The sequence below is a fragment of the Citrobacter sp. Cpo074 genome (assembly GCF_030332745.1).
GTDB classification, from domain to species: Bacteria; Pseudomonadota; Gammaproteobacteria; order Enterobacterales; family Enterobacteriaceae; genus Citrobacter; species Citrobacter portucalensis.
In genome coordinates this window covers 193,093-215,898 of record NZ_JAOWHG010000025.1, presented here as the reverse complement: position 1 = coordinate 215,898, position 22,806 = coordinate 193,093, and the positions used below count along the sequence as shown (strand labels likewise).

The following is a 22,806-nucleotide window of genomic DNA, read 5'->3' as shown; positions in this document are numbered from 1 at the left end:
GCTGTGGATGACTTAAGCGTCGCGCGGCAGACCCTTCTCAATGACCCTGACTAAACGTTGTTTCTGCGGTAGCTGCACCTCAACTACGCAGGCATTTCGCTTCTCAATTTGCTGAGCAACTGCCCATTCTATGTGTTCGTCGAGAAGTGGGTGCTCACCTCTGCGACTTTCCAGTGCGCGAAGAATGGCTTCATTCCAGGGGGCATTACCCAACGCAACGGCGATATTTCGCAGCCAGCGCAGGTGGCCAATACGACGAATGGCAGACCCCTCCGTGGCTTTTAAAAACCACGCTTCGCTCCAGCTAAACAGCTCTATTAACTCCGGAGCATGAAGCTGCTTGCGCGGGTTGAAGTCATCCTCTGCCGTCAACTGTGAATAGCGGTTCCACGGGCAAATAAGCTGGCAATCATCGCAGCCATAAATTCGATTCCCCATCAAGGGACGAAATTCTTCCGGGATCGCGCCTTCCAGTTCGATAGTAAGATAAGAGATACAGCGGCGCGCATCCACCGTATAGGGTTCAACAATGGCCCCGGTGGGACAGATGGTCATGCAGGCGACGCATTTCCCGCATCCTTCTTCTACTGGTTGGTCGATCGGCAAGGGTAAATCGATCAGTAATTCCCCGAGGAAGAAAAATGAACCGGCTTCGCGATTGAGGATAAGTGAGTGCTTACCTGTCCAGCCAAGCCCGGCTTTTTCCGCTAACGGACGCTCAAGAATGGGCGCAGAATCGACAAAAGGTCTAAAATTCAGCGAAACGCAGTGCTGTTGAATCATCTCTCCCAGCTTTTTTAAGCGGTTACGTAGCAGCTTATGGTAGTCGCGCCCCAGCGCGTAACGGCTGACGTAACCCAGAGAAGGATTCTTCAATGTGCTGGCGAAGGCCGCATTGGCTGGAAGATAGTTCATACGTACGCTGATGACACGTAGCGTACCGGGCAATAATTCGTGAGGTCGGGCGCGCATCATGCCGTGACGGGCCATCCAGTCCATCTCGCCGTGGTATTGTTTATCCAGCCAGGCCTGCAGTTTGGGTTCCGCTTCGCTGAGGTCGGTATCGGCAATCCCGACCTGCTGAAAGCCAAGCTCCAGCCCCCACTGCTTAATATTTTGCGCTAACTGATTGAGATCGAGGGGCTCTGACATGACGGACCATACAATGAAGAAAAACCCCGCAAGTATACCACACTCCATCTGGCACGCCGATGACATCAGGCGGATGGAGCGAGAGGCGGCAGACAGTTTAGGGCTGACGTTGTACGAACTCATGCAACGGGCGGGAGAGGCGGCATTTCAGGTCACTCGTGAGGCTTATCCGAACGCTCGGCACTGGCTGGTGCTATGTGGTCATGGCAACAACGGCGGTGATGGTTACGTAGTGGCAAGACTTGCCAAAGCGCTGGGTCTTGAAGTTACGTTGCTGGCGCAGGAAAGTGACAAACCGCTCCCCGAGGAGGCGCAGCAGGCACGTGATGCCTGGCTTAACGCTGGTGGCGTCATTCACGCGACGGATATCAATTGGCCAAATAACGTGGACGTCATTATTGATGCGCTGTCAGGCACTGGCTTAAAACATGCGCCGCGTGAGTCTCTCTCGGTATTGATTGAACGTGCCAATTCTCACCCAGCCCCCACCGTGGCGATAGATATTCCCTCCGGCCTGCTGGCGCAGACGGGAGCGACGCCGGGCGCGGTCATCAACGCAGCGCATACCATTACCTTTATTGCACTCAAGCCGGGCCTGCTCACCGGTAAAGCGCGCGATGTCACCGGGCGTCTGCATGTTAACGCACTTGGGCTGGACGACTGGCTGGCGGGACAGAATGCGCCAATTCAACGTTTTGATGCTCAACAGCTTGCGCACTGGCTAACGCCGCGTCGACCCACCTCGCACAAGGGTTCCCACGGTCGACTGGTGATTATCGGCGGTGACCACGGTACGGCAGGCGCAATACGCATGGCCGGGGAAGCCGCGCTGCGAGCAGGTGCCGGGCTGGTCAAAGTGCTGACGCGCAGTGAAAACATTGCGCCTATTTTGACAGCCAGACCGGAACTGATGGTCGATGCGCTGACGCCGCAGACGCTGGAAGAGAGCCTGGCGTGGGCGGATGTAGTGGTGATAGGCCCCGGGCTTGGTCAGCAGGAGTGGGGCAAAAAAGCGCTGCAAAAAGTGGAGAATTTTCGCAAACCGATGCTCTGGGATGCGGATGCGCTGAACCTGCTGGCAATCAACCCCGATAAACGTCACAATCGCGTGATCACGCCGCATCCGGGAGAAGCCGCGCGACTGCTGGGCTGTTCCATTGCAGAAATTGAAGACGATCGCTTACTTTGTGCACAACGTCTGGTAAAACGGTACGGAGGCGTGGTAGTGCTGAAAGGCGCGGGTACGGTTGTTGCTGCTGAACAGGCGGAGTTGGGTATTATTGATACCGGCAATGCCGGGATGGCCAGCGGCGGAATGGGGGATGTGCTTTCCGGTATTATTGGCGCATTGCTCGGACAGAAGCTTACCCCGTATGATGCAGCATGTGCGGGATGTGTTGCGCACGGAGCGGCGGCGGATGTGCTGGCGGCGCGTTTTGGTACGCGCGGCATGTTGGCGACAGATCTCTTTACCACGCTACAGCGTATTGTTAACCCTGATGTGATTGACGTTTATCATGATGAATCGAGTAATTCCACTACCTGATGAGCAGGCGACTTTAGACCTGGGACTGCGGGTAGCCAAAGCCTGTGACGGCGCGACGGTTATATATTTGTACGGCGACCTGGGGGCGGGTAAAACCACCTTCAGCCGGGGATTTCTGCAGGCGTTAGGTCATAAAGGTAATGTAAAAAGCCCCACCTACACGCTGGTTGAACCCTATTCACTCGATAACTTGATGGTATATCACTTCGATTTATACCGACTTGCGGACCCAGAGGAGCTGGAATTTATGGGGATCCGCGATTATTTTGCCAATGATGCCATCTGCCTGGTGGAATGGCCGCAACAAGGTAAAGGTGTACTGCCAGACCCGGACGTCGAAATACACATTGAATACCAGGCGCAAGGTCGAGAGGCGCGTGTAAGCGCAGTCTCCTCATCAGGTGATTTATTGCTGGCACGTTTAGCCGATTAACCTTAAGGGTGGCGGGATGATTTATCGCATCAGAAACTGGCTGATGGCAACCCTGGTCCTGCTGTGCGCGCAGGCAGGGGCCGCCAGTCTCTCCGATCTTCAGGTGTCCAATGGCGATCAACAGGCGCGGATTACGCTGAGCTTTATTGGCGATCCTGAATATGCCGTTTCGCAGGACGGGAAACGAACCGTCGCGCTGGATATTAAACAAACCGGTGTGATTCAGGGATTACCGCTGCTGTTTAGCGGCAATAATCTGGTGAAATCTATCCGTTCCGGCACGCCAAAAGATGCGCAGTCTCTGCGCCTGGTGGTGGATTTAACCGAGAACGGTAAAGCCGAAGCAGTAAAACGCCAGAACGGCGGCAATTATACCGTCGTGTTTACCATCAACGCTGATGCGCCACCGCCTCCACCTCCCGTGGTTGCAAAGCGTGTTGAAGCGCCGATTGTTGCCCCACGTCCTGTCGAGCCAGCGCGAAATCCGTTTAAAGCAGAAAACGATCGCACTACGGCTGTGACTAACAGCAATACCTCCACGCGCCCTGCGGCGCGCGCCAGTTCCAGCAACGGCGATAAAGTGGTGATTGCCATTGATGCCGGACACGGTGGACAGGATCCTGGCGCTATTGGTCCTGGCGGCACGCGTGAGAAAAACGTCACGATTGCCGTGGCGCGCAAACTGCGCAGTTTGCTCAATGATGATCCGATGTTTAAAGGCGTACTCACCCGTGATGGTGATTACTTTATCTCGGTGATGGGGCGTTCAGACGTCGCGCGTAAACAAAACGCCAATTTCCTGGTTTCTATTCACGCGGATGCCGCGCCAAATCGTGATGCCACAGGTGCTTCCGTTTGGGTGCTGTCAAACCGTCGGGCGAACAGTGAGATGGCCGGCTGGCTGGAACAGCACGAGAAGCAATCGGAGCTGTTGGGCGGCGCGGGCGATGTGCTGGCAAACAGCCAGTCCGATCCTTACCTCAGCCAGGCCGTACTGGATCTGCAGTTCGGTCATTCGCAGCGCGTCGGGTATGATGTGGCGACCAGCATGATCGGCCAGTTAGAACGTATTGGTTCGATGCATAAGCGTCGTCCAGAACACGCCAGTCTTGGCGTACTGCGTTCGCCTGATATCCCGTCAGTGCTGGTTGAAACCGGCTTTATCAGTAACAACAGCGAAGAGCGCTTGTTGGCGAGCGATGATTATCAGCAGCAACTGGCTGAGGCGATATACAAAGGATTGCGTAACTATTTCCAGGCGCACCCGATGCAAACCGGGCCGCAGGGCGCACCGGCGCAAACCGCCAGCGCCATATCGCCGGGTAACACGTTAACAAATTAAGGATTAGCCATGCCGATTCAGGTTCTACCGCCACAGCTGGCGAACCAGATTGCCGCAGGCGAGGTGGTAGAACGGCCTGCGTCAGTGGTGAAAGAGCTGGTGGAAAACAGCATCGATGCCGGTGCGACGCGCATTGATATCGATATTGAACGCGGCGGCGCGAAGCTTATCCGTATTCGTGACAACGGCTGCGGGATTAAAAAAGACGAGCTGGCGTTGGCGTTGGCGCGTCATGCCACCAGTAAAATAGCCTCGCTTGACGATCTTGAAGCCATCGTAAGCCTCGGATTTCGCGGCGAAGCGCTGGCCAGTATCAGCTCCGTGTCTCGTTTAACCCTGACGTCGCGTACGCAAGAACAACCCGAAGCCTGGCAGGCGTATGCCGAAGGGCGTGACATGGATGTCACAGTTAAACCCGCTGCGCATCCGGTGGGAACCACGCTGGAGGTGCTAGATCTGTTCTACAACACCCCGGCGCGGCGCAAATTTATGCGCACCGAGAAAACCGAATTTAATCATATCGACGAGATTATTCGCCGCATTGCGCTGGCGCGTTTTGATGTGACGATAAATTTGTCGCACAACGGCAAAGTGGTGCGTCAGTACCGGGCAGTGGCCGCGGATGGGCAGAAAGAGCGCCGACTGGGCGCGATTTGCGGCACGCCGTTTCTGGAGCATGCGCTGGCGATCGAATGGCAGCATGGCGATTTAACATTGCGCGGCTGGGTGGCCGATCCTAACCACACAACGGCAGCACTGGCTGAAATCCAGTACTGCTACGTGAATGGTCGGATGATGCGCGACCGGCTGATCAACCATGCTATCCGCCAGGCCTGTGAAGATAAGCTGGGAGCCGATCAACAGCCCGCTTTTGTGTTGTATCTGGAAATCGATCCGCATCAAGTGGATGTCAACGTACACCCAGCTAAACATGAGGTCCGTTTCCATCAATCCCGCCTGGTGCACGATTTTATTTACCAGGGCGTGTTGAGTGTCCTGCAACAGCAGCTTGAAACGCCGCTGCCGTTGGCTGATGACGACGAACCCGCCCCAAGGCACATTCCGGAAAACCGCGTTGCTGCTGGACGCAACCATTTTGCCGAGCCGGCTCCCGCGCGTGAACCTGCGACACCGCGGTACTCAGCATCCGCTGGCACTGGAAGTGGCAATAGTGGTGGCGGTGGCCGTCAGGCGGGAGCCAGTTGGCCTCATGCTCAACCCGGATACCAAAAGCAGCAGGGCGAAATTTATCAGCAACTGATGCAGACTCCTGCTCCAACGCGTAAAACGCCGGTCTCTGAAACGCCATCGACGCCTCTGACTGGCAGCAGTCAGGGCTTTGGCCGGGTGCTAACGATAGTTGGTGCAGACTGCGCGTTACTCGAGTGCGATGGCCATATTCGGTTGTTGGCATTACCGGTGGCTGAGCGTTGGCTGCGTCAGGCGCAGTTAACGCCGGATCAGGGAGCGGTTTGTGCTCAACCGTTACTGATCCCTTTACGTCTAAAAGTGACCGCTGATGAAAAAGCGGCACTGCAAAAAGGACAGAGCCAACTGGCTGAGTTGGGCATTGAATTTCAGCTGGATGCGCAGCATGTGACCATCCGGGCAGTGCCTTTACCCTTACGCCAACAAAATTTACAAATCTTGATTCCTGAACTGATAGGCTACCTGGCGCAGCAATCCGTATTCGAGCCGGGCAATATTGCACAGTGGATCGCACGTAACCTGATGAGCGAGCATCCACAGTGGAGCATGGCACAGGCGATTACGCTGTTAGCGGATGTTGAGCGGCTCTGCCCACAACTCGTGAAGGCACCGCCGGGTGGTCTGTTACAACCTGTTGATTTACATTCGGTAATGAATGCCCTGAAACATGAGTGATACCCGTAAGGCGAGCCTGCCAAAGGCGATTTTTTTGATGGGGCCAACGGCCTCCGGTAAAACGGCATTAGCAATTGAATTGCGTAAAGTTTTGCCCATAGAGTTGATAAGCGTTGATTCCGCCCTTATTTACAAGGGGATGGATATCGGTACAGCTAAGCCTGATGCAGCTGAATTACAGGCCGCACCGCACCGATTGCTGGATATCCGCGATCCATCGCAGGCGTACTCCGCTGCGGATTTTCGTCGCGATGCGTTAGCCGAGATGGCCGACATCACCGCCGCGGGCCGTATCCCGTTGCTGGTGGGCGGCACAATGTTATATTTCAAAGCCTTGCTTGAAGGACTGTCGCCGTTACCGTCGGCGGACCCGGTAGTCAGGGCCAGAATTGAGCAGCAGGCGGCAGAGCAGGGTTGGGACGCGTTACACCGACAGCTTCAGGACATCGATCCCGTGGCAGCGGCGCGTATTCATCCAAATGATCCGCAAAGACTTTCCCGGGCACTGGAAGTTTTTTTCATTTCGGGTAAAACTTTAACGGAGCTGACGCAAACGTCAGGAGATGCTTTGCCGTATCAGGTGCATCAGTTTGCAATCGCCCCGGCGAGCCGTGAACTGCTCCATCAGCGAATTGAGCAGCGTTTTCATCAGATGTTAGCTTCAGGTTTTGAAGCAGAAGTCCGGGCGCTTTTTGCCCGTGGAGATTTGCATACGGATTTGCCTTCCATTCGTTGTGTAGGGTATCGCCAGATGTGGTCATACATTGAAGGTGAAATTTCATACGATGAAATGGTTTATAGAGGTGTTTGCGCCACGAGGCAGTTGGCGAAGCGACAGGTAACCTGGTTGCGTGGTTGGGAAGGGGTGCACTGGCTTGACAGTGAAAAGCCTGACCAGGCGCGAAACGAAGTATTACAGGTTGTTGGTGCTATCGCGAACTGAATGTGTACAATTGAAACGTATCGTGCGCAATTTTTCAGAATCGAAAGGTTCAAAGTACAAATAAGCATATAAGGAAAAGAGAGAATGGCTAAGGGGCAATCTTTACAAGATCCGTTCCTGAACGCACTGCGTCGGGAACGTGTTCCAGTTTCTATTTATTTGGTGAATGGTATTAAGCTGCAAGGTCAAATCGAGTCTTTTGATCAGTTCGTGATCCTGTTGAAAAACACGGTCAGCCAGATGGTTTATAAGCACGCGATTTCTACTGTTGTCCCGTCTCGTCCGGTTTCTCATCACAGCAATAATGCCACCGGCGGCACAGGCAGCAACTACCATCACGGTAGCAACGCGCAAGGTTCATCTGCGCAACAGGACAGCGAAGAAACCGAATAAGGTTATTAGCTGTTTTACATACGGGGAGCCAGCGATCCTGTGTTCCCCGTTGATTTATATTAAGGGGTTGACGCTTGTTTGACCGTTATGATGCCGGTGAGCAGGCGGTACTGGTACACATCTATTTTTCGCAAGACAAAGATATGGAAGACCTCCAGGAGTTTGAATCTCTGGTTTCTTCCGCCGGTGTCGAAGCAATGCAGGTGATTACCGGGAGCCGTAAAGCACCGCACCCGAAGTATTTTGTTGGTGAAGGTAAGGCAATCGAAATTGCCGAAGCCGTAAAAGCGACTGGCGCTGCGGTGGTGATTTTTGATCATGCTCTAAGCCCTGCCCAGGAACGTAACCTGGAACAGTTGTGCCAGTGTCTTGTTATCGACAGGACTGGTCTCATTTTAGATATTTTTGCCCAGCGTGCGCGAACCCATGAGGGTAAGTTGCAGGTTGAGCTGGCGCAGTTGCGCCATATGGCTACGCGTCTGGTCCGTGGCTGGACTCACCTTGAACGGCAAAAGGGCGGGATTGGTTTGCGCGGCCCGGGTGAAACCCAGCTCGAAACCGACCGTCGTTTGCTGCGTAATCGCATTTTGCAGATACAGTCGCGCCTGGAAAAAGTTGAAAAGCAACGTGAGCAGGGGCGACAGTCGCGCAAGAAAGCGGATGTCCCAACCGTATCACTGGTGGGATATACCAACGCCGGAAAATCCACCCTGTTCAACCAGATCACCGAAGCCCAGGTCTACGCAGCGGATCAGCTGTTTGCGACCCTGGACCCGACGCTACGCAGAATAGACGTGGCGGACGTGGGTGAGACCGTGCTGGCGGATACCGTTGGGTTTATCCGTCATTTGCCGCACGACCTGGTGGCGGCGTTTAAGGCCACCTTGCAGGAAACACGTCAGGCGACATTGCTGCTGCACGTTATTGATGCAGCAGATTTTCGTGTGCAGGAAAACATTGAGGCCGTCGATACGGTGCTCGAAGAGATCGATGCGCATGAGATCCCGACCCTGCTGGTGATGAATAAAATCGATATGTTGGATGACTTTGAGCCGCGTATCGACAGAGATGAAGAGAATAAACCCATTCGCGTTTGGGTATCAGCGCAAACGGGGATTGGTATACCACAACTTTTTCAGGCTTTGACTGAGCGACTTTCCGGTGAGGTGGCGCAGCATACGTTGCGTTTGCCGCCGCAGGAAGGGCGTTTGAGAAGCCGGTTTTATCAACTTCAGGCAATAGAAAAAGAGTGGATGGAGGAGGACGGCAGCGTAGGTCTGCAGGTTCGTATGCCGATCGTAGACTGGCGTCGCCTCTGTAAACAAGAACCGGCACTGGAAGACTATGTTGTCTGATCTGACGGATATGGCCTGAAGATTTTTTCGCCTCTATACCTTGTGGATTTTGTGCGGCAGGAAGGCGGCAAGTCCTGAAATCTCCAGGAGCATAGTCAACTATGTGACTGGCGTTGAGGGACGCAGCCAACGCAACGGCAGCGCAAAAGACGCAGGTATAGCATCGCATAACAAATATGGAGCACAAAAATGGCGTGGAATCAGCCCGGTAATAACGGACAAGACCGCGATCCCTGGGGAAGCAGCAAACCTGGCGGCAACCCTGAGGGAAATGGAAACAAAGGTGGTCGCGAGCAGGGACCTCCCGATCTGGACGATATCTTCCGCAAACTGAGTAAAAAGCTCGGTGGTCTGGGTGGCGGTAAAGGTACTGGCTCTGGCGGCGGTAGTTCATCGCAAGGCCCGCGTCCGCAACTGGGCGGTCGAGTCTTTACTATCGCAGCGGCCGCTATCGTCATTATCTGGGCGGCCAGCGGTTTCTATACCATTAAAGAAGCGGAACGCGGCGTGGTGACACGCTTCGGTAAATTCAGCCATTTGGTTGAACCGGGTCTGAACTGGAAACCGACCTTTGTCGACGAAGTGACACCGGTCAACGTTGAAGCCGTGCGTGAACTTGCCGCATCCGGCGTCATGCTGACCTCTGACGAAAACGTCGTGCGCGTCGAAATGAACGTACAGTACCGCGTGACCGATCCGCAGCGTTACCTGTTTAGCGTAACCAGCGCGGATGACAGTCTGCGTCAGGCTACCGACAGTGCTCTGCGTGGGGTTATCGGTAAATACACCATGGACCGTATCCTGACCGAAGGGCGTACCGTTATTCGTAGCGATACCCAACGTGAACTGGAAGAAACGATCCGTCCGTACAACATGGGTATCACCCTGTTGGACGTCAACTTCCAGGCTGCACGTCCGCCGGAAGAAGTAAAAGCCGCGTTTGACGATGCTATCGCAGCACGTGAAAACGAACAGCAGTACATCCGTGAAGCGGAAGCGTACACCAACGAAGTTCAGCCGCGTGCAAACGGTCAGGCGCAGCGTATTCTGGAAGAAGCGCGTGCGTATAAGACTCAGACAATCCTGGAAGCACAGGGTGAAGTGGCTCGCTTCGCAAAAATTCTGCCGGAATATAAAGCCGCACCGCAAATTACCCGCGAGCGTCTGTATATCGAAACCATGGAAAAAGTGTTGAGCAATACCCGCAAAGTCCTGGTTAACGATAAAGGCAGCAATTTGATGGTTCTGCCGCTGGATCAAATGCTGAAAGGTGGTAGTGCGCCAGCAGCAAAGACTGACAGCAGTTCAAACCTGCTGCGTCTGCCGCCAGCAACGACTTCCAGCACTGGAGCAAGCAACACATCGTCCACCAGTCAGGGCGATATTATGGACCAACGCCGCGCGAATGCGCAGCGTAACGACTACCAGCGTCAGGGGGAATAACGATGCGTAAGTCAGTTATTGCGATTATCATCATCGTTCTGGTAGTTCTGTTCATGTCTGTCTTTGTGGTCAAAGAAGGCGAGCGCGGTATTACTCTGCGCTTTGGTAAAGTTCTGCGTGACGATGAAAACAAGCCGCTGGTCGTTGCACCAGGCCTGCACTTCAAGATTCCGTTTATTGAATCTGTGAAGATGCTGGATGCGCGTATTCAGACCATGGACAACCAGGCCGATCGCTTTGTTACCAAAGAGAAGAAAGACCTGATCGTTGACTCCTACATCAAGTGGCGCATCAGTGACTTTAGCCGTTACTACCTGGCAACGGGCGGTGGCGATGTTTCTCAGGCGGAAGTCCTGCTGAAACGTAAGTTCTCTGACCGTCTGCGTTCTGAAATTGGTCGTCTGGACGTGAAGGACATCGTTACCGATTCCCGCGGTCGTCTGACCCTGGAAGTTCGTGACGCGCTGAACTCCGGTTCTGCTGGCACGGAAGATGAAGTGGCGACTCCGGCAGCAGATAGCGCGATTGCCGAAGCGGCTGAACGTGTTCAGGCTGAAACGAACGGTAAAGTACCGGTCATCAACCCGAACAGTATGGCGGCATTAGGCATCGAAGTGGTTGACGTGCGTATTAAGCAAATCAACCTGCCTGCTGAAGTGTCCGAGGCTATCTACAACCGTATGCGCGCTGAGCGTGAAGCGGTAGCGCGTCGCCATCGTTCACAAGGCCAGGAAGAGGCGGAAAAACTGCGTGCAACGGCTGACTATGAAGTCACTAAAACGCTGGCAGAATCTGAGCGTCAGGGCCGTATTATGCGCGGTGAAGGCGATGCAGAAGCCGCTAAGCTGTTTGCCGATGCGTTCAGTCAGGATCCGGACTTCTACGCCTTCATCCGTAGCCTGCGTGCTTACGAGAAGAGCTTTGAAGGGAATCAGGACGTAATGGTCATGAGCCCGGACAGCGATTTCTTCCGCTACATGAAGACACCAAATACCGCGACACGCTAATCGCGTTCCAGCGGTTTTAAAGCAGCAAAACCACCGGCATCTCCAGGGATGCGGTGGTTTTCTTTTTATATAAGGGCGATGGATGAATTCAACAATTTTGCTGGCGCTCGCGCTGGTTTTGGTGCTGGAAGGGCTGGGTCCGATGCTTTATCCCAGCGCATGGAAGAAAATGATCTCTGCAATGGCGCAACTTCCCGAAAATATTTTGCGTCGTTTTGGTGGAGGTCTTGTGGTTGCGGGCGTTGTGGTCTACTACATGTTGAGGAAAACGATTGGCTGATCAATAAGTAGACTAATTTGCGGATTTTCGCATGCAAAAAGTGCTGTATATCTGAAAAAGCGGTGGTAGAATCCATTTTTAAGCAAACGGTGATTTTGAAAAATGGGTAACAACGTCGTCGTACTGGGCACCCAATGGGGTGACGAAGGTAAAGGGAAGATCGTCGATCTTCTGACTGAACGGGCTAAATATGTTGTGCGCTACCAGGGTGGTCACAACGCAGGCCATACTCTCGTAATCAACGGTGAAAAAACCGTCCTCCATCTTATTCCATCAGGCATTCTTCGCGAAAACGTAATCAGCATCATCGGTAACGGTGTTGTTCTGTCTCCGTCCGCGCTGATGAAAGAAATGAAAGGACTGGAAGATCGTGGTATCCCGGTTCGCGAGCGCCTGCTGCTGTCTGAAGCTTGTCCGCTGATCCTTGATTATCACGTTGCGTTGGATAACGCTCGTGAGAAAGCGCGTGGCGAGAAAGCGATCGGTACTACCGGTCGTGGTATCGGTCCGGCTTATGAAGACAAAGTAGCTCGTCGCGGTCTGCGTGTTGGCGATCTGTTTGATAAAGCAACTTTCGCTGAAAAACTGAAAGAAGTGATGGAATATCACAACTTCCAGCTGGTGAATTTCTATAAAGTTGAAGCTGTTGACTACCAGAAAGTGCTGGATGATGTGATGGCTATCGCCGACATCCTGACCTCAATGGTTGTTGATGTTTCCGATCTGCTGGACCAGGCGCGTAAGCGTGGCGATTTCGTCATGTTTGAAGGTGCGCAGGGTACGCTGCTGGATATCGACCACGGTACCTATCCGTACGTAACGTCCTCCAACACCACCGCAGGTGGCGTGGCAACCGGCTCCGGCCTGGGCCCACGTTATGTGGACTACGTTCTGGGTATCATCAAAGCTTACTCTACTCGTGTAGGTGCGGGTCCGTTCCCGACAGAGCTGTTTGATGACGTTGGCGAGTTCCTGTGCAAACAAGGTAACGAGTATGGCGCGACCACCGGTCGTCGTCGTCGTACCGGTTGGCTGGACTCCGTTGCTGTACGCCGTGCAGTACAGATTAACTCCCTGTCTGGCTTCTGCCTGACCAAACTGGACGTACTGGACGGTTTGAAAGAGGTGAAAATCTGTGTCGCTTACCGTATGCCGGATGGCCGCGAAGTAACGACTACTCCGCTGGCAGCTGACGACTGGAAAGGTATCGAGCCGATTTACGAAACCATGCCGGGTTGGTCTGAATCCACCTTCGGCGTGAAGGAACGTAGCGGTCTGCCGCAGGCAGCACTGAACTACATCAAGCGTATTGAAGAACTGACCGGTGTGCCGATTGATATTATTTCAACTGGCCCAGACCGTACTGAAACCATGATCCTGCGCGACCCGTTCGACGCATAATTCTGGTTATAGCGTAGCGTCAAACGGCGCTGCGCTTGCACTAATTTAGGCCGGAGAAGGTGCTTTGCATCAGAATCCGGCTTAAAATCACGTAAGTTCCTCGCTTTTTTCCTTCCCGAACTGAAATAAATTAGCGACCTGGCTGGTGGCTGGTTTATCATCAATGTAATTAATACTACCAGGTTTATCCGTTTTATCCCTTTTCCTGAGGTTGATGTGCAGTTAACAAGTTTCACCGATTACGGATTACGTGCGCTAATCTACATGGCGTCACTTCCCGAAGGACGTATGACCAGTATTTCTGAGGTGACAGAAGTCTACGGCGTGTCCCGTAATCATATGGTCAAAATAATCAATCAACTTAGCCGGGCGGGCTTTGTTACTGCTATTCGAGGAAAAAATGGCGGTATCCGCCTGGGTAAACCTGCTATGGATATTGGTATTGGTGATGTGGTTCGCGAGCTGGAACCCTTATCGTTGGTCAACTGTAGCAGCGAGTTTTGCCACATTACCCCGGCCTGTAGACTCAAACAGGCGCTTTCTAAAGCAGTGCAAAGTTTTCTCACGGAACTGGACAACTACACACTTGCTGATTTGGTTGAAAAGAATCAACCGCTTTATAAATTATTGCTGGTGGAGTAACGACTCCCGCCAGCAGCGATGATGACGGAGGAACCGACATGTCACAAGATCCTTTCCAGGAACGCGAAGCAGAAAAATACGCGAATCCTATCCCGAGCCGGGAATTTATCCTCGAACATTTAACTAAACGTGAAAAGCCGGCCAACCGCGATGAGCTGGCCGCTGAACTCAATATTGAAGGTGAAGAGCAGCAAGAAGCGCTGCGTCGTCGCCTGCGCGCGATGGAGCGTGACGGACAACTGGTCTTCACCCGTCGTCAATGCTATGCGCTGCCGGAGCGTCTCGACCTGCTGAAAGGTACCGTTATTGGCCACCGTGATGGCTACGGCTTTCTGCGCGTTGAAGGCCGCAAAGATGACCTGTATCTGTCCAGCGAGCAGATGAAAACCTGCATTCATGGCGATCAGGTGCTGGCACAACCGCTGGGCGCGGACCGTAAAGGTCGCCGCGAAGCGCGAATTGTGCGCGTACTGGTGCCGAAAACCAGCCAGATTGTCGGTCGCTACTTCACCGACGCTGGTGTTGGGTTTGTCGTCCCAGACGACAGCCGCCTGAGCTTCGATATTCTGATCCCGCCGGAAGAGGTAATGGGCGCTCGTATGGGCTTTGTGGTCGTCGTTGAACTGACCCAGCGTCCAACTCGCCGCACCAAAGCGGTGGGTAAAATTGTTGAAGTGCTGGGCGATAACATGGGAACCAGCATGGCCGTTGATATGGCCCTGCGTACTCATGAAATCCCATATATCTGGCCTCAGGCGGTTGAGAAACAGGTCGCCGGGCTGAAAGAAGAAGTGCCGGAAGAGGCGAAAGTAGGACGTGTCGATCTGCGCTCCCTGCCGCTGGTGACTATCGATGGCGAAGATGCGCGCGACTTCGACGATGCGGTTTATTGCGAGAAGAAACGCGGCGGTGGTTGGCGTTTATGGGTGGCGATTGCTGACGTAAGCTATTACGTTCGCCCGCCGACTCCGCTGGACCAGGAAGCGCGTAGCCGTGGCACATCCGTTTACTTCCCGTCGCAGGTTGTTCCGATGCTGCCGGAAGTGCTGTCCAACGGATTGTGTTCACTCAACCCGCAGGTGGACAGGTTGTGTATGGTCTGTGAAATGACCATTTCGTCGAAAGGCCGTTTAACCGGCTTTAAATTCTACGAAGCGGTCATGAGTTCCCACGCACGTCTGACCTACACCAAGGTCTGGCACATGCTGCAGGGCGACCAGGAGCTGCGTGAGCAGTACGCACCGCTGGTTAAACACATTGAAGAGTTGCATAACCTCTACAAAGTGCTGGATAAAGCCCGTGAAGAGCGTGGCGGTATCTCGTTTGAAAGTGAAGAGGCGAAGTTTATCTTCAATGCTGAACGCCGTATTGAGCGTATCGAGCAGACGCAGCGTAACGACGCACACAAGCTGATTGAAGAGTGCATGATCATGGCGAACATCTCAGCGGCGCGATTCGTTGAGAAAGCCAAAGAGCCAGCACTGTTCCGTATTCACGATAAGCCGACGACCGAAGCGATTAACTCGTTCCGTTCCGTCCTGGCAGAGCTGGGGCTGGAGCTGCCTGGTGGCAATAAACCTGAGCCGCGTGATTACGCTGAACTGCTGGAGTCGATTGCTGACCGTCCTGACGCAGAAATGCTGCAAACCATGCTGCTGCGTTCGATGAAGCAGGCGATTTACGATCCGGAAAACCGTGGTCACTTTGGCCTGGCGCTGCAATCTTATGCACACTTTACTTCACCGATCCGTCGTTACCCGGATCTCTCCTTGCACCGGGCGATTAAGTATCTGCTGGCGCAGGAGCAGGGCCATAAGGGCAACACCACGGAAACCGGTGGCTACCATTATTCGATGGAAGAGATGCTGCAACTGGGTCAGCACTGTTCGATGGCCGAGCGCCGTGCTGATGAAGCCACGCGCGATGTCTCTGACTGGCTGAAGTGCGACTTCATGCTGGACCAGGTGGGTAATGTCTTCAAAGGCGTGATTGCCAGCGTGACCGGATTTGGTTTCTTTGTCCGTCTCGATGAACTGTTTATCGATGGTCTGGTGCATGTCTCCTCTCTGGATAACGACTACTATCGTTTCGACCAGGTTGGGCAGCGCCTGACGGGGGAATCCAGCGGCCAGATGTATCGCCTGGGCGATCGCGTGGAAGTTCGCGTGGAAGCAGTCAACATGGACGAGCGTAAGATCGACTTCAGCTTGATCTCCAGCGAACGTGCGCCGCGTAATGAAGGTAAAACCGCGCGCGAAAAAGCCAAAAAAGGCGATGCGGGTAAAAATACCGGTAAACGTCGTCAGATGGGCAAAAAGGTGAATTTCGAGCCGGACAGCGCTTTCCGCGGCGAGAAGAAAGGCAGAGCCAAACCTCAGGCGGATAAGAATGCGGCTGAGAAGAAAGGCGATAAAAAAACGAAAAAGCCCTCGGCAAAAACGCTTAAAATTGCTGCCGCCACTAAAGCTAAACGTGCGGCGAAAAAGAAAGTCGCACAATAACAGCCATAGACTGTAAGTCGGGCAACCTTCGCGTTGCCCGGCGTTACGCATAAACTATTAACGAGTACATTCATGAGTGAAATGATTTACGGCATCCATGCGGTGCAGGCCCTGCTGGAACGTGCGCCTGAGCGCTTCCAGGACGTCTTTATTCTCAAAGGTCGTGAAGATAAACGCCTGCTGCCGCTGATCCACGCACTGGAAGCACAGGGTGTTGTCATTCAACTGGCTAACCGTCAGTTTCTGGATGAGAAAAGCGAGGGTGCGGTACATCAGGGGATTATTGCTCGCGTGAAGCCGGGCCGTCAGTATCAGGAAAACGATCTGCCGGATCTGATTGCTACGCTCGATCAGCCGTTCTTTTTGATTCTCGATGGCGTCACCGATCCGCATAACCTGGGTGCATGCCTGCGTAGCGCTGATGCTGCTGGCGTACATGCTGTAATCGTACCGAAGGATCGTTCCGCACAGTTGAATGCGACGGCGAAAAAAGTGGCCTGTGGTGCGGCAGAAAGCGTACCGCTGATCCGCGTGACCAACCTGGCGCGCACCATGCGTATGCTGCAGGAAGAGAATATCTGGATCGTCGGAACCGCAGGTGAAGCCGACCATACTCTCTATCAGAGCAAAATGACCGGTCGTCTGGCGCTGGTGATGGGCGCAGAGGGTGAAGGTATGCGCCGTCTGACCCGCGAACACTGTGACGAACTGATCAGCATCCCGATGGCAGGGAGCGTTTCGTCATTGAACGTTTCAGTTGCGACGGGCATCTGCCTGTTTGAAGCCGTCCGCCAGCGCGGCTAATTCATTCTCTATGTCTCTTAAGCCATCCCTCGGGATGGCTTTTTTGTGACCTGAATCCCAGGCACTCTCTTGTCTGGCTGACCATACTTAAAGCGACGGCCATTGAAGGAGGGAGACACAATGCACTGGCAAACGCATACCGTTTTTAACCAACCTGTACCGCTCAATAACAGTAACTTATATTTGTCCGACGGCGCACTGTGCGAAGCGGTTATCCGCGAAGGCGCTGGTTGGGACAGCGATCTTCTCGCCAGTATTGGTCAGCAGCTAGGGACTGCCGAGTCGCTCGAACTGGGCCGTCTGGCCAATGCTTTTCCACCTGAACTGTTGCGCTACGACCCGCAGGGGCAGCGGCTGGATGATGTGCGTTTTCATCCTGCCTGGCATTTGCTGATGCAGGGATTGTGCGCCAACCGCGTACATAATCTGGCCTGGGAAGAAGATGCGAGGCAGGGAACATTTGTTGCCCGGGCGGCGCGTTTCATGCTGCATGCGCAGGTTGAAGCTGGTACGTTGTGTCCGGTGACCATGACTTTTGCCGCCACGCCGCTGTTACTTCAAATGTTACCCGCCCCCTTTCACGACTGGCTTACGCCGCTGCTAAGCGACCGTTATGACTCGCATTTACTGCCCGGTGGGCAAAAGCGTGGGCTGCTTATCGGTATGGGCATGACCGAGAAGCAGGGTGGTTCAGATGTGCTGAGCAATACCACTCAGGCAGAACGTCTTGCTGACGGCTCGTATCGGCTGGCGGGACATAAGTGGTTTTTCTCCGTGCCGCAAAGCGATGCCCATTTAGTGCTGGCCCAGGCTAAGGGAGGATTGTCCTGCTTTTTTGTGCCGCGATTTTTACCTGACGGGCAGCGTAATGCTATCCGTCTTGAGAGATTGAAAGATAAGTTAGGCAACCGCTCCAACGCCAGCTGCGAGGTTGAATTCCACGATGCGATTGGCTGGCTATTGGGTGAAGAAGGGGAAGGTATACGCCATATCCTGAAAATGGGGGGGATGACGCGTTTTGACTGTGCGCTCGGTAGTCACGGTATGATGCGGCGTGCTTTTTCCGTCGCGATTTACCATGCGCACCAGCGGCAGGTCTTTGGCAAGCCATTGATTGAACAGCCGATGATGCGTCAAGTGTTAGGTCGGATGGCGCTCCAACTGGAAGGTCAAACGGCGTTACTGTTTCGACTGGCGCGGGCCTGGGACCGTCGTGCTGATGCTAAAGAAGCGCTGTGGGCCAGGTTGTTCACGCCAGCAGCGAAATTCTCCGTTTGCAAAAGCGGTATGCCATTTGTGGCAGAGGCGATGGAAGTGCTGGGTGGGATTGGCTATTGCGAGGAGAGCGAGCTGCCGCGTTTGTATCGTGAAATGCCGGTAAACAGTATCTGGGAAGGCTCTGGCAACATTATGTGCCTTGATGTATTGCGGGTACTGACCAAACAACCCGGCATATACGAGATGCTCAGTGAAGCCTTTGCGGAAGTCAAAGGGCAAGACCGACATTACGATCGAATGGTGCGTCAGCTCCAGCAGCGTTTACGTAAACCCAGCGAGGCATTGGGGCGGGAGATTACGCAGCAGCTTTTCCTGCTCGGTTGCGGAGCGCAGATGTTGCGTTATTCTTCTCCGCCAGTGGCGCAGGCCTGGTGCCAAATGATGCTTGATACGCGGGGGGGACTAAGATTGTCTGAGCAGGTGCTGAACGATTTGCTTCTGCGGGCAACGGGGGGATTACGGTAATAATATGCCTGATGGCGACGCTTTCGCGTCTTATCATGTCTACAGTTCACTGTAGGTCAGATAAGTTTACGCCATCCGGCAATGTGTTAAGCATAGAGTATGGCCTGTACGCGCCAGTTGTCGGGCTGCTGATCTTCGTACATTTGAATGATCCGATACCATGAGGCACCTTGTTCATCCGCTTTTAACGCGACAACACGTTCTACATCCTGCGGATTTCCTGCAATGTTACTGACAGATATCTGGCCAATTTCGTTCAGGCCAGTAACACAGTCAGCACTGGCGAATTCGGCAGACTGCGCCGTAGTACCTACCAGTCCGGCAGAAAGCAGCAGTGAGGATAAGGCAAGTGATTGTTTCATCGTCAGCTCCATTATTCGTGCCCCTACACACGGCAGGGCATTCCATCGCGATAATAAACCTCAAGCTTCCTGCTGTTGGTTTATTGTGCACAGGTAAACGCATAGGGGCGCAAAGCAATGTAAAGCTGACTAAATTTCAACCCAATGTTATTTACGATACAAAATAGCCTGTGAATACCATTGGCCTGTCACGATGGTTTCATCCACTAATAAAACCACGTAGTAATCAGCTTTAGCCGCGGCGGCTTTGGCACGGATCTCTGCCAGCGCATCATCCGGAGAGCCTCTTACCAGTGCGCTAACCGTCCCTAATCGCTGTAACCCATTACTCTGGTCACGGCGGATCTCCTGCGGGTGGTCGGCAACGGGCGGTGCGGGTTGCGGCGTTCCCTGTAGCACGCTACAGGCGCTTAAAAACATAACCAACAACAAAGAGGCAAACCGACGCATAACTCTATCTCGTTTCCTGATAGCCATAGTGTAGTGCCTTATTAATTTCCCTTTAGGGGAATGTTCCCGAATTGTTATCTCTCACGCGATTTTCGAATGAAAATGTTGCGAAAGCGTAACCCAGTTCTCAACATTATGAATCATTGCCGAACACATTCGCTTGCGTTAAGTATTGCTGCATGGCATACCAGAAAGAAAGAGGCGACAAATGATCGAAATTGAAACACGACAGTTGGCGGGTATCCCTGTCCTGCACGCCGTTCCGGCTGGCAAACGCGAATGTTCACTCCCTTGTATTATCTTCTATCACGGGTTTACCTCTTCAAGCCTGGTTTACAGCTATTTTGCCGTTGCTCTGGCTCAGGCCGGTTTCCGCGTCGTCATGCCAGATGCGCCCGACCATGGCGCTCGCTTCAAAAGCGATGCCAAGGTGCGAATGCACCGCTTCTGGCATATTTTGCAGCAAAATATGCAGGAGTTTACGACGTTACGTGCGGCGCTGGTGGCGGAAAATTGGCTTTCAGATGAGCGGCTTGCCGTCGGTGGGGCGTCGATGGGGGGAATGACAGCATTGGGCATAATGGCGCGCCATCCTGAGGTTAAATGTGTAGCCAGCCTGATGGGTTCTGGCTATTTTACCCGGCTTGCGCAGACGCTGTTTCCCCCTTTACTGGTTCAGACCCCAGAGCAGCAGGCGGAATTTGATGCCGTTATCGCCCCGCTTGCCGAATGGGATGTTACGCATCAGTTACCACGCCTCGCTGACAGGCCGTTGCTGCTGTGGCATGGACAGGATGATGATGTTGTACCGGCTGTTGAAACCTTCCGCTTACAGCAAGCGCTGATTCAGGCAGGTTTGGACAACAATCTGACCTGCCTGTGGGAAGCGGGCGTACGACATCGCATCACGCCAGAAGCGCTGGCTGCGACGGTGACGTTTTTCCGCCAGCACCTTTAAACGCGCATAATGCTCACGCCCTGAGCTTCGAGCTGTTGCAGGATCTCAGGGTTCGCATTTTTGCCGGTAATCAGCATATCGATTTGATCGGCGCGGCTGAACAGCATCCCCGCGCGTTCACCGACCTTACTGCTATCGACCAACACCACCAGTTTGCCCACCACGTTAAGCATCTTCTGCTCCGCCATCGCGGTGAGCATATCGGTTTTATACAGTCCATCTGCGGTCAACCCTTTGCCACTGGTGAACATCCAGTGCCCGGCATACAGGCTATTTTCACTGCCTTGCGGGCTAAGCGTGATGGATTGGCTTTTGTTATATTGCCCTCCCATGATGATCACGCTGTCATGCTCCTGGTCGATCAGATAGTTTGCCAGCGGCAGATAATTAGTGATGATCTGCACCGGCTTGCCGCACATTTCGCGACCCAGCAGAAAGGCGGTCGATCCGCAGTTGATCACCACGCTTTCCCCCGCATTCACAAGCTGGGATGCCGCCTTGGCAATACGAACTTTTTCATCGTGGTTCTGTGCCTGGTGCAGATTCATTGGCGTCCAGCGCGGTCGCTGCTGGGTAATGGCTTCTGCGCCGTTGCGGACTTTCTTGAGTTTGCCGCTTTCGTCGAGTTTGTTGATGTCCCGGCGTGCAGTAGCGGGTGAAATCCCCAGACGCTCAATCACGTTCTCAACGGTAACAAAGCCCAACTGCGCCAGCATATCCAGCAATATTTGATGTCTTTGTGCTTCAGTCATGAGCTATTCCGATACAAATTGATTTGAAAAGATGATATTTGAAATAGCCTGGAAATACTAAAGTAAATGGGAAAAAATGCCGGGATGGCCCGGCATTTTGTGTGGATCACAAGAACGATTTAAACGGTAAATCCGGTTCAATCGTGAAGCAGTCGTCAAAGCCGCGCGGATAGTGATATTCAAAGTTATCTTTGTCCAGCGGCCAGGTGAACTTGCCACCCACCTGCCAGATAAAAGGCTTAAAGCCATACTTCAGCCGATCCTTTTTCATCTCCCACAGTACGCGGATCTCCTGAGGATCGGCCTGGAAGTTTGACCAGATATCGTGATGGAAAGGGATCACCACTTTTGTATTCAGGGCCTCCGCCATACGCAGCATGTCGGAACTGGTCATTTTGTCCGTAATACCCCGTGGGTTCTCGCCGTAGGATCCGAGCGCGACGTCGATCTGGTGCTCATTGCCATGCTTTGCATAGTAGTTGGAGTAGTGTGAATCACCGCTGTGATAAAGCGTACCGCCCGGCGTTTTGAACAGATAGTTTACGGCGCGGGCATCCATACCATCCGGCAGCACGCCTGCCGCTTTTTGATCGGCAGGAAGCGTGATCAATGCCGTACGATCAAACGCATCAAGCGCATGAATTTCAATATCTTTCACTTTCACCACATCGCCAGGTTTTACCACGATGCAGCGCTCTTTTGGTACACCCCAACTGATCCACAGATCCACACAAGTCTGCGGTCCAATAAACGGCACGTCGTCGACACAGTTCTGCATGACGGCTGCTGCAACATTTACGTCGATGTGATCGTTATGATCGTGCGTGGCCAGCACCGCATCGATCTGACGAATGGCAAACGGATCAAGAACAAACGGCGTGGTGCGCAGGTTTGGCTGCAGCTTCTTCACGCCCGCCATGCGTTGCATCTGGTGACCGGTTTTCATCAGCGGGTTACCGTGACTCTGTTTACCCGTACCGCACCAGAAATCGACGCAGACGTTAGTTCCGCCTTCAGACTTTAGCCAAATTCCGGTACAGCCAAGCCACCACATAGCGAAAGTGCCAGGTGCGACCTGTTCCTGCTCGATCTCTTCATTGAGCCAGCTTCCCCACTCCGGGAATGTGCTCAGAATCCATGATTCACGCGTGATGCTTTTTACTTTACTCATCGCAATTACCTTCATGTTTATTCAGATTGAATCAAGTGATGATTTATTTTGATTGATACTGACATCATTTTCTCAAGAAGGCAATGCGCTGATTTTTGGTGTTGAATGGGAAAATGTGAACAAATTACAACGTGACAAGAGGGTTTATATGAAATGTATTTTTGTATTTTATTGTTTTAAATGAATTTATTTTGACGTGTATGAATTTGAAGTAAATCCACTCTGCAAGTAAGAGAATTATTTG

Annotated in this window: 21 protein-coding genes; 16 read left to right on the top strand and 5 right to left on the bottom strand. The window is 53.3% G+C overall.

The window, feature by feature from the left end; genetic code table 11:
• Positions 1-12 precede the first annotated feature (12 nt).
• A complete protein-coding gene (queG, locus tag OGX83_RS03515) occupies positions 13-1,152 on the bottom strand; it encodes a tRNA epoxyqueuosine(34) reductase QueG (protein ID WP_191226507.1) in 1,140 nt (379 codons plus the stop codon).
• Here queG and nnr point away from each other — a divergent pair.
• The 15 genes from nnr to OGX83_RS03440 all read left to right on the top strand — a co-directional run bounded on the left by nnr (position 1,151) and on the right by OGX83_RS03440 (position 18,869).
• Positions 1,151-2,698, top strand: coding sequence for a bifunctional ADP-dependent NAD(P)H-hydrate dehydratase/NAD(P)H-hydrate epimerase (nnr, locus tag OGX83_RS03510; protein ID WP_286587375.1), 1,548 nt, complete (start codon positions 1,151-1,153; stop codon positions 2,696-2,698). The two genes, queG and nnr, sit on opposite strands and share 2 nt — an antisense overlap.
• On the top strand, positions 2,670-3,131 hold the full coding sequence (gene tsaE, locus OGX83_RS03505; RefSeq protein ID WP_008786002.1) for a tRNA (adenosine(37)-N6)-threonylcarbamoyltransferase complex ATPase subunit type 1 TsaE: 462 nt from the start codon (positions 2,670-2,672) through the stop codon (positions 3,129-3,131). The genes nnr and tsaE overlap by 29 nt, the downstream gene beginning before the upstream one ends.
• Positions 3,132-3,147: 16 nt before the next feature.
• Positions 3,148-4,473 carry an N-acetylmuramoyl-L-alanine amidase AmiB gene (amiB, locus tag OGX83_RS03500; RefSeq protein ID WP_048227207.1) on the top strand — a complete coding sequence of 442 codons (1,326 nt, stop codon included), beginning with the start codon at positions 3,148-3,150 and terminating at the stop codon, positions 4,471-4,473.
• Positions 4,474-4,482: 9 nt separating this feature from the next.
• Positions 4,483-6,357 (top strand): DNA mismatch repair endonuclease MutL, encoded by a 1,875-nt coding sequence (gene mutL / locus OGX83_RS03495; protein ID WP_191226504.1) that lies wholly within the window; start codon positions 4,483-4,485, stop codon positions 6,355-6,357.
• A complete protein-coding gene (miaA, locus tag OGX83_RS03490) occupies positions 6,350-7,300 on the top strand; it encodes a tRNA (adenosine(37)-N6)-dimethylallyltransferase MiaA (protein ID WP_048227205.1) in 951 nt (316 codons plus the stop codon). Before mutL ends, miaA begins: the two co-directional genes overlap by 8 nt.
• Before the next feature lie 84 nt (positions 7,301-7,384).
• Entirely contained in the window at positions 7,385-7,693 is a 309-nt protein-coding gene (gene hfq / locus OGX83_RS03485) for an RNA chaperone Hfq (RefSeq protein WP_003025584.1), read from the top strand.
• Positions 7,694-7,767: 74 nt separating this feature from the next.
• Entirely contained in the window at positions 7,768-9,048 is a 1,281-nt protein-coding gene (gene hflX, locus OGX83_RS03480) for a ribosome rescue GTPase HflX (RefSeq protein ID WP_003830495.1), read from the top strand.
• Positions 9,049-9,237: 189 nt separating this feature from the next.
• A complete protein-coding gene (gene hflK / locus OGX83_RS03475) occupies positions 9,238-10,491 on the top strand; it encodes an FtsH protease activity modulator HflK (RefSeq protein ID WP_008786005.1) in 1,254 nt (417 codons plus the stop codon).
• Between the two features lie 2 nt (positions 10,492-10,493).
• A complete protein-coding gene (gene hflC, locus OGX83_RS03470) occupies positions 10,494-11,498 on the top strand; it encodes a protease modulator HflC (RefSeq protein ID WP_003830491.1) in 1,005 nt (334 codons plus the stop codon).
• A gap of 82 nt (positions 11,499-11,580) precedes the next feature.
• Positions 11,581-11,778, top strand: a complete 198-nt coding sequence (locus tag OGX83_RS03465; RefSeq protein ID WP_003025602.1) for a DUF2065 domain-containing protein — start codon at positions 11,581-11,583, stop codon at positions 11,776-11,778.
• 102 nt (positions 11,779-11,880) lie between these two features.
• Positions 11,881-13,179 (top strand): adenylosuccinate synthase, encoded by a 1,299-nt coding sequence (purA, locus tag OGX83_RS03460; protein WP_003025606.1) that lies wholly within the window; start codon positions 11,881-11,883, stop codon positions 13,177-13,179.
• Positions 13,180-13,395: 216 nt separating this feature from the next.
• Complete coding sequence (gene nsrR / locus OGX83_RS03455) at positions 13,396-13,821, top strand: nitric oxide-sensing transcriptional repressor NsrR (protein ID WP_286587372.1); 426 nt, start codon at positions 13,396-13,398, stop codon at positions 13,819-13,821.
• Between the two features lie 38 nt (positions 13,822-13,859).
• The gene (rnr, locus tag OGX83_RS03450) at positions 13,860-16,322 is read left to right on the top strand and encodes a ribonuclease R (RefSeq protein ID WP_286587370.1); all 2,463 of its coding nucleotides are present in this window, start codon (positions 13,860-13,862) and stop codon (positions 16,320-16,322) included.
• 72 nt (positions 16,323-16,394) lie between these two features.
• Complete coding sequence (rlmB, locus tag OGX83_RS03445) at positions 16,395-17,126, top strand: 23S rRNA (guanosine(2251)-2'-O)-methyltransferase RlmB (RefSeq protein ID WP_003830482.1); 732 nt, start codon at positions 16,395-16,397, stop codon at positions 17,124-17,126.
• A 120-nt stretch (positions 17,127-17,246) separates the two neighbouring features.
• Positions 17,247-18,869: an isovaleryl-CoA dehydrogenase gene (locus OGX83_RS03440; protein WP_286587368.1), complete on the top strand. Its 1,623-nt coding sequence runs from the start codon at positions 17,247-17,249 to the stop codon at positions 18,867-18,869.
• Between the two features lie 86 nt (positions 18,870-18,955).
• On the opposite strand, the gene yjfN is transcribed toward OGX83_RS03440, so the two are convergent.
• Positions 18,956-19,231, bottom strand: a complete 276-nt coding sequence (gene yjfN / locus OGX83_RS03435) for a DUF1471 family protease activator YjfN (protein WP_003830465.1) — start codon at positions 19,229-19,231, stop codon at positions 18,956-18,958.
• A 147-nt stretch (positions 19,232-19,378) separates the two neighbouring features.
• Complete coding sequence (bsmA, locus tag OGX83_RS03430) at positions 19,379-19,708, bottom strand: biofilm peroxide resistance protein BsmA (protein WP_057066585.1); 330 nt, start codon at positions 19,706-19,708, stop codon at positions 19,379-19,381.
• Between the two features lie 181 nt (positions 19,709-19,889).
• On the opposite strand from bsmA, the gene yjfP reads away from it, so the two are divergent.
• Positions 19,890-20,639, top strand: a complete 750-nt coding sequence (yjfP, locus tag OGX83_RS03425) for an esterase (RefSeq protein WP_008786011.1) — start codon at positions 19,890-19,892, stop codon at positions 20,637-20,639.
• Here yjfP and ulaR read toward each other — a convergent pair.
• Together ulaR and ulaG are read right to left on the bottom strand one after the other, a co-directional pair.
• Positions 20,636-21,391 (bottom strand): HTH-type transcriptional regulator UlaR, encoded by a 756-nt coding sequence (gene ulaR / locus OGX83_RS03420; protein ID WP_003025646.1) that lies wholly within the window; start codon positions 21,389-21,391, stop codon positions 20,636-20,638. The two genes, yjfP and ulaR, sit on opposite strands and share 4 nt — an antisense overlap.
• Positions 21,392-21,497: 106 nt before the next feature.
• Positions 21,498-22,562: an L-ascorbate 6-phosphate lactonase gene (ulaG, locus tag OGX83_RS03415; RefSeq protein ID WP_286587366.1), complete on the bottom strand. Its 1,065-nt coding sequence runs from the start codon at positions 22,560-22,562 to the stop codon at positions 21,498-21,500.
• Positions 22,563-22,806 lie beyond the last annotated feature (244 nt).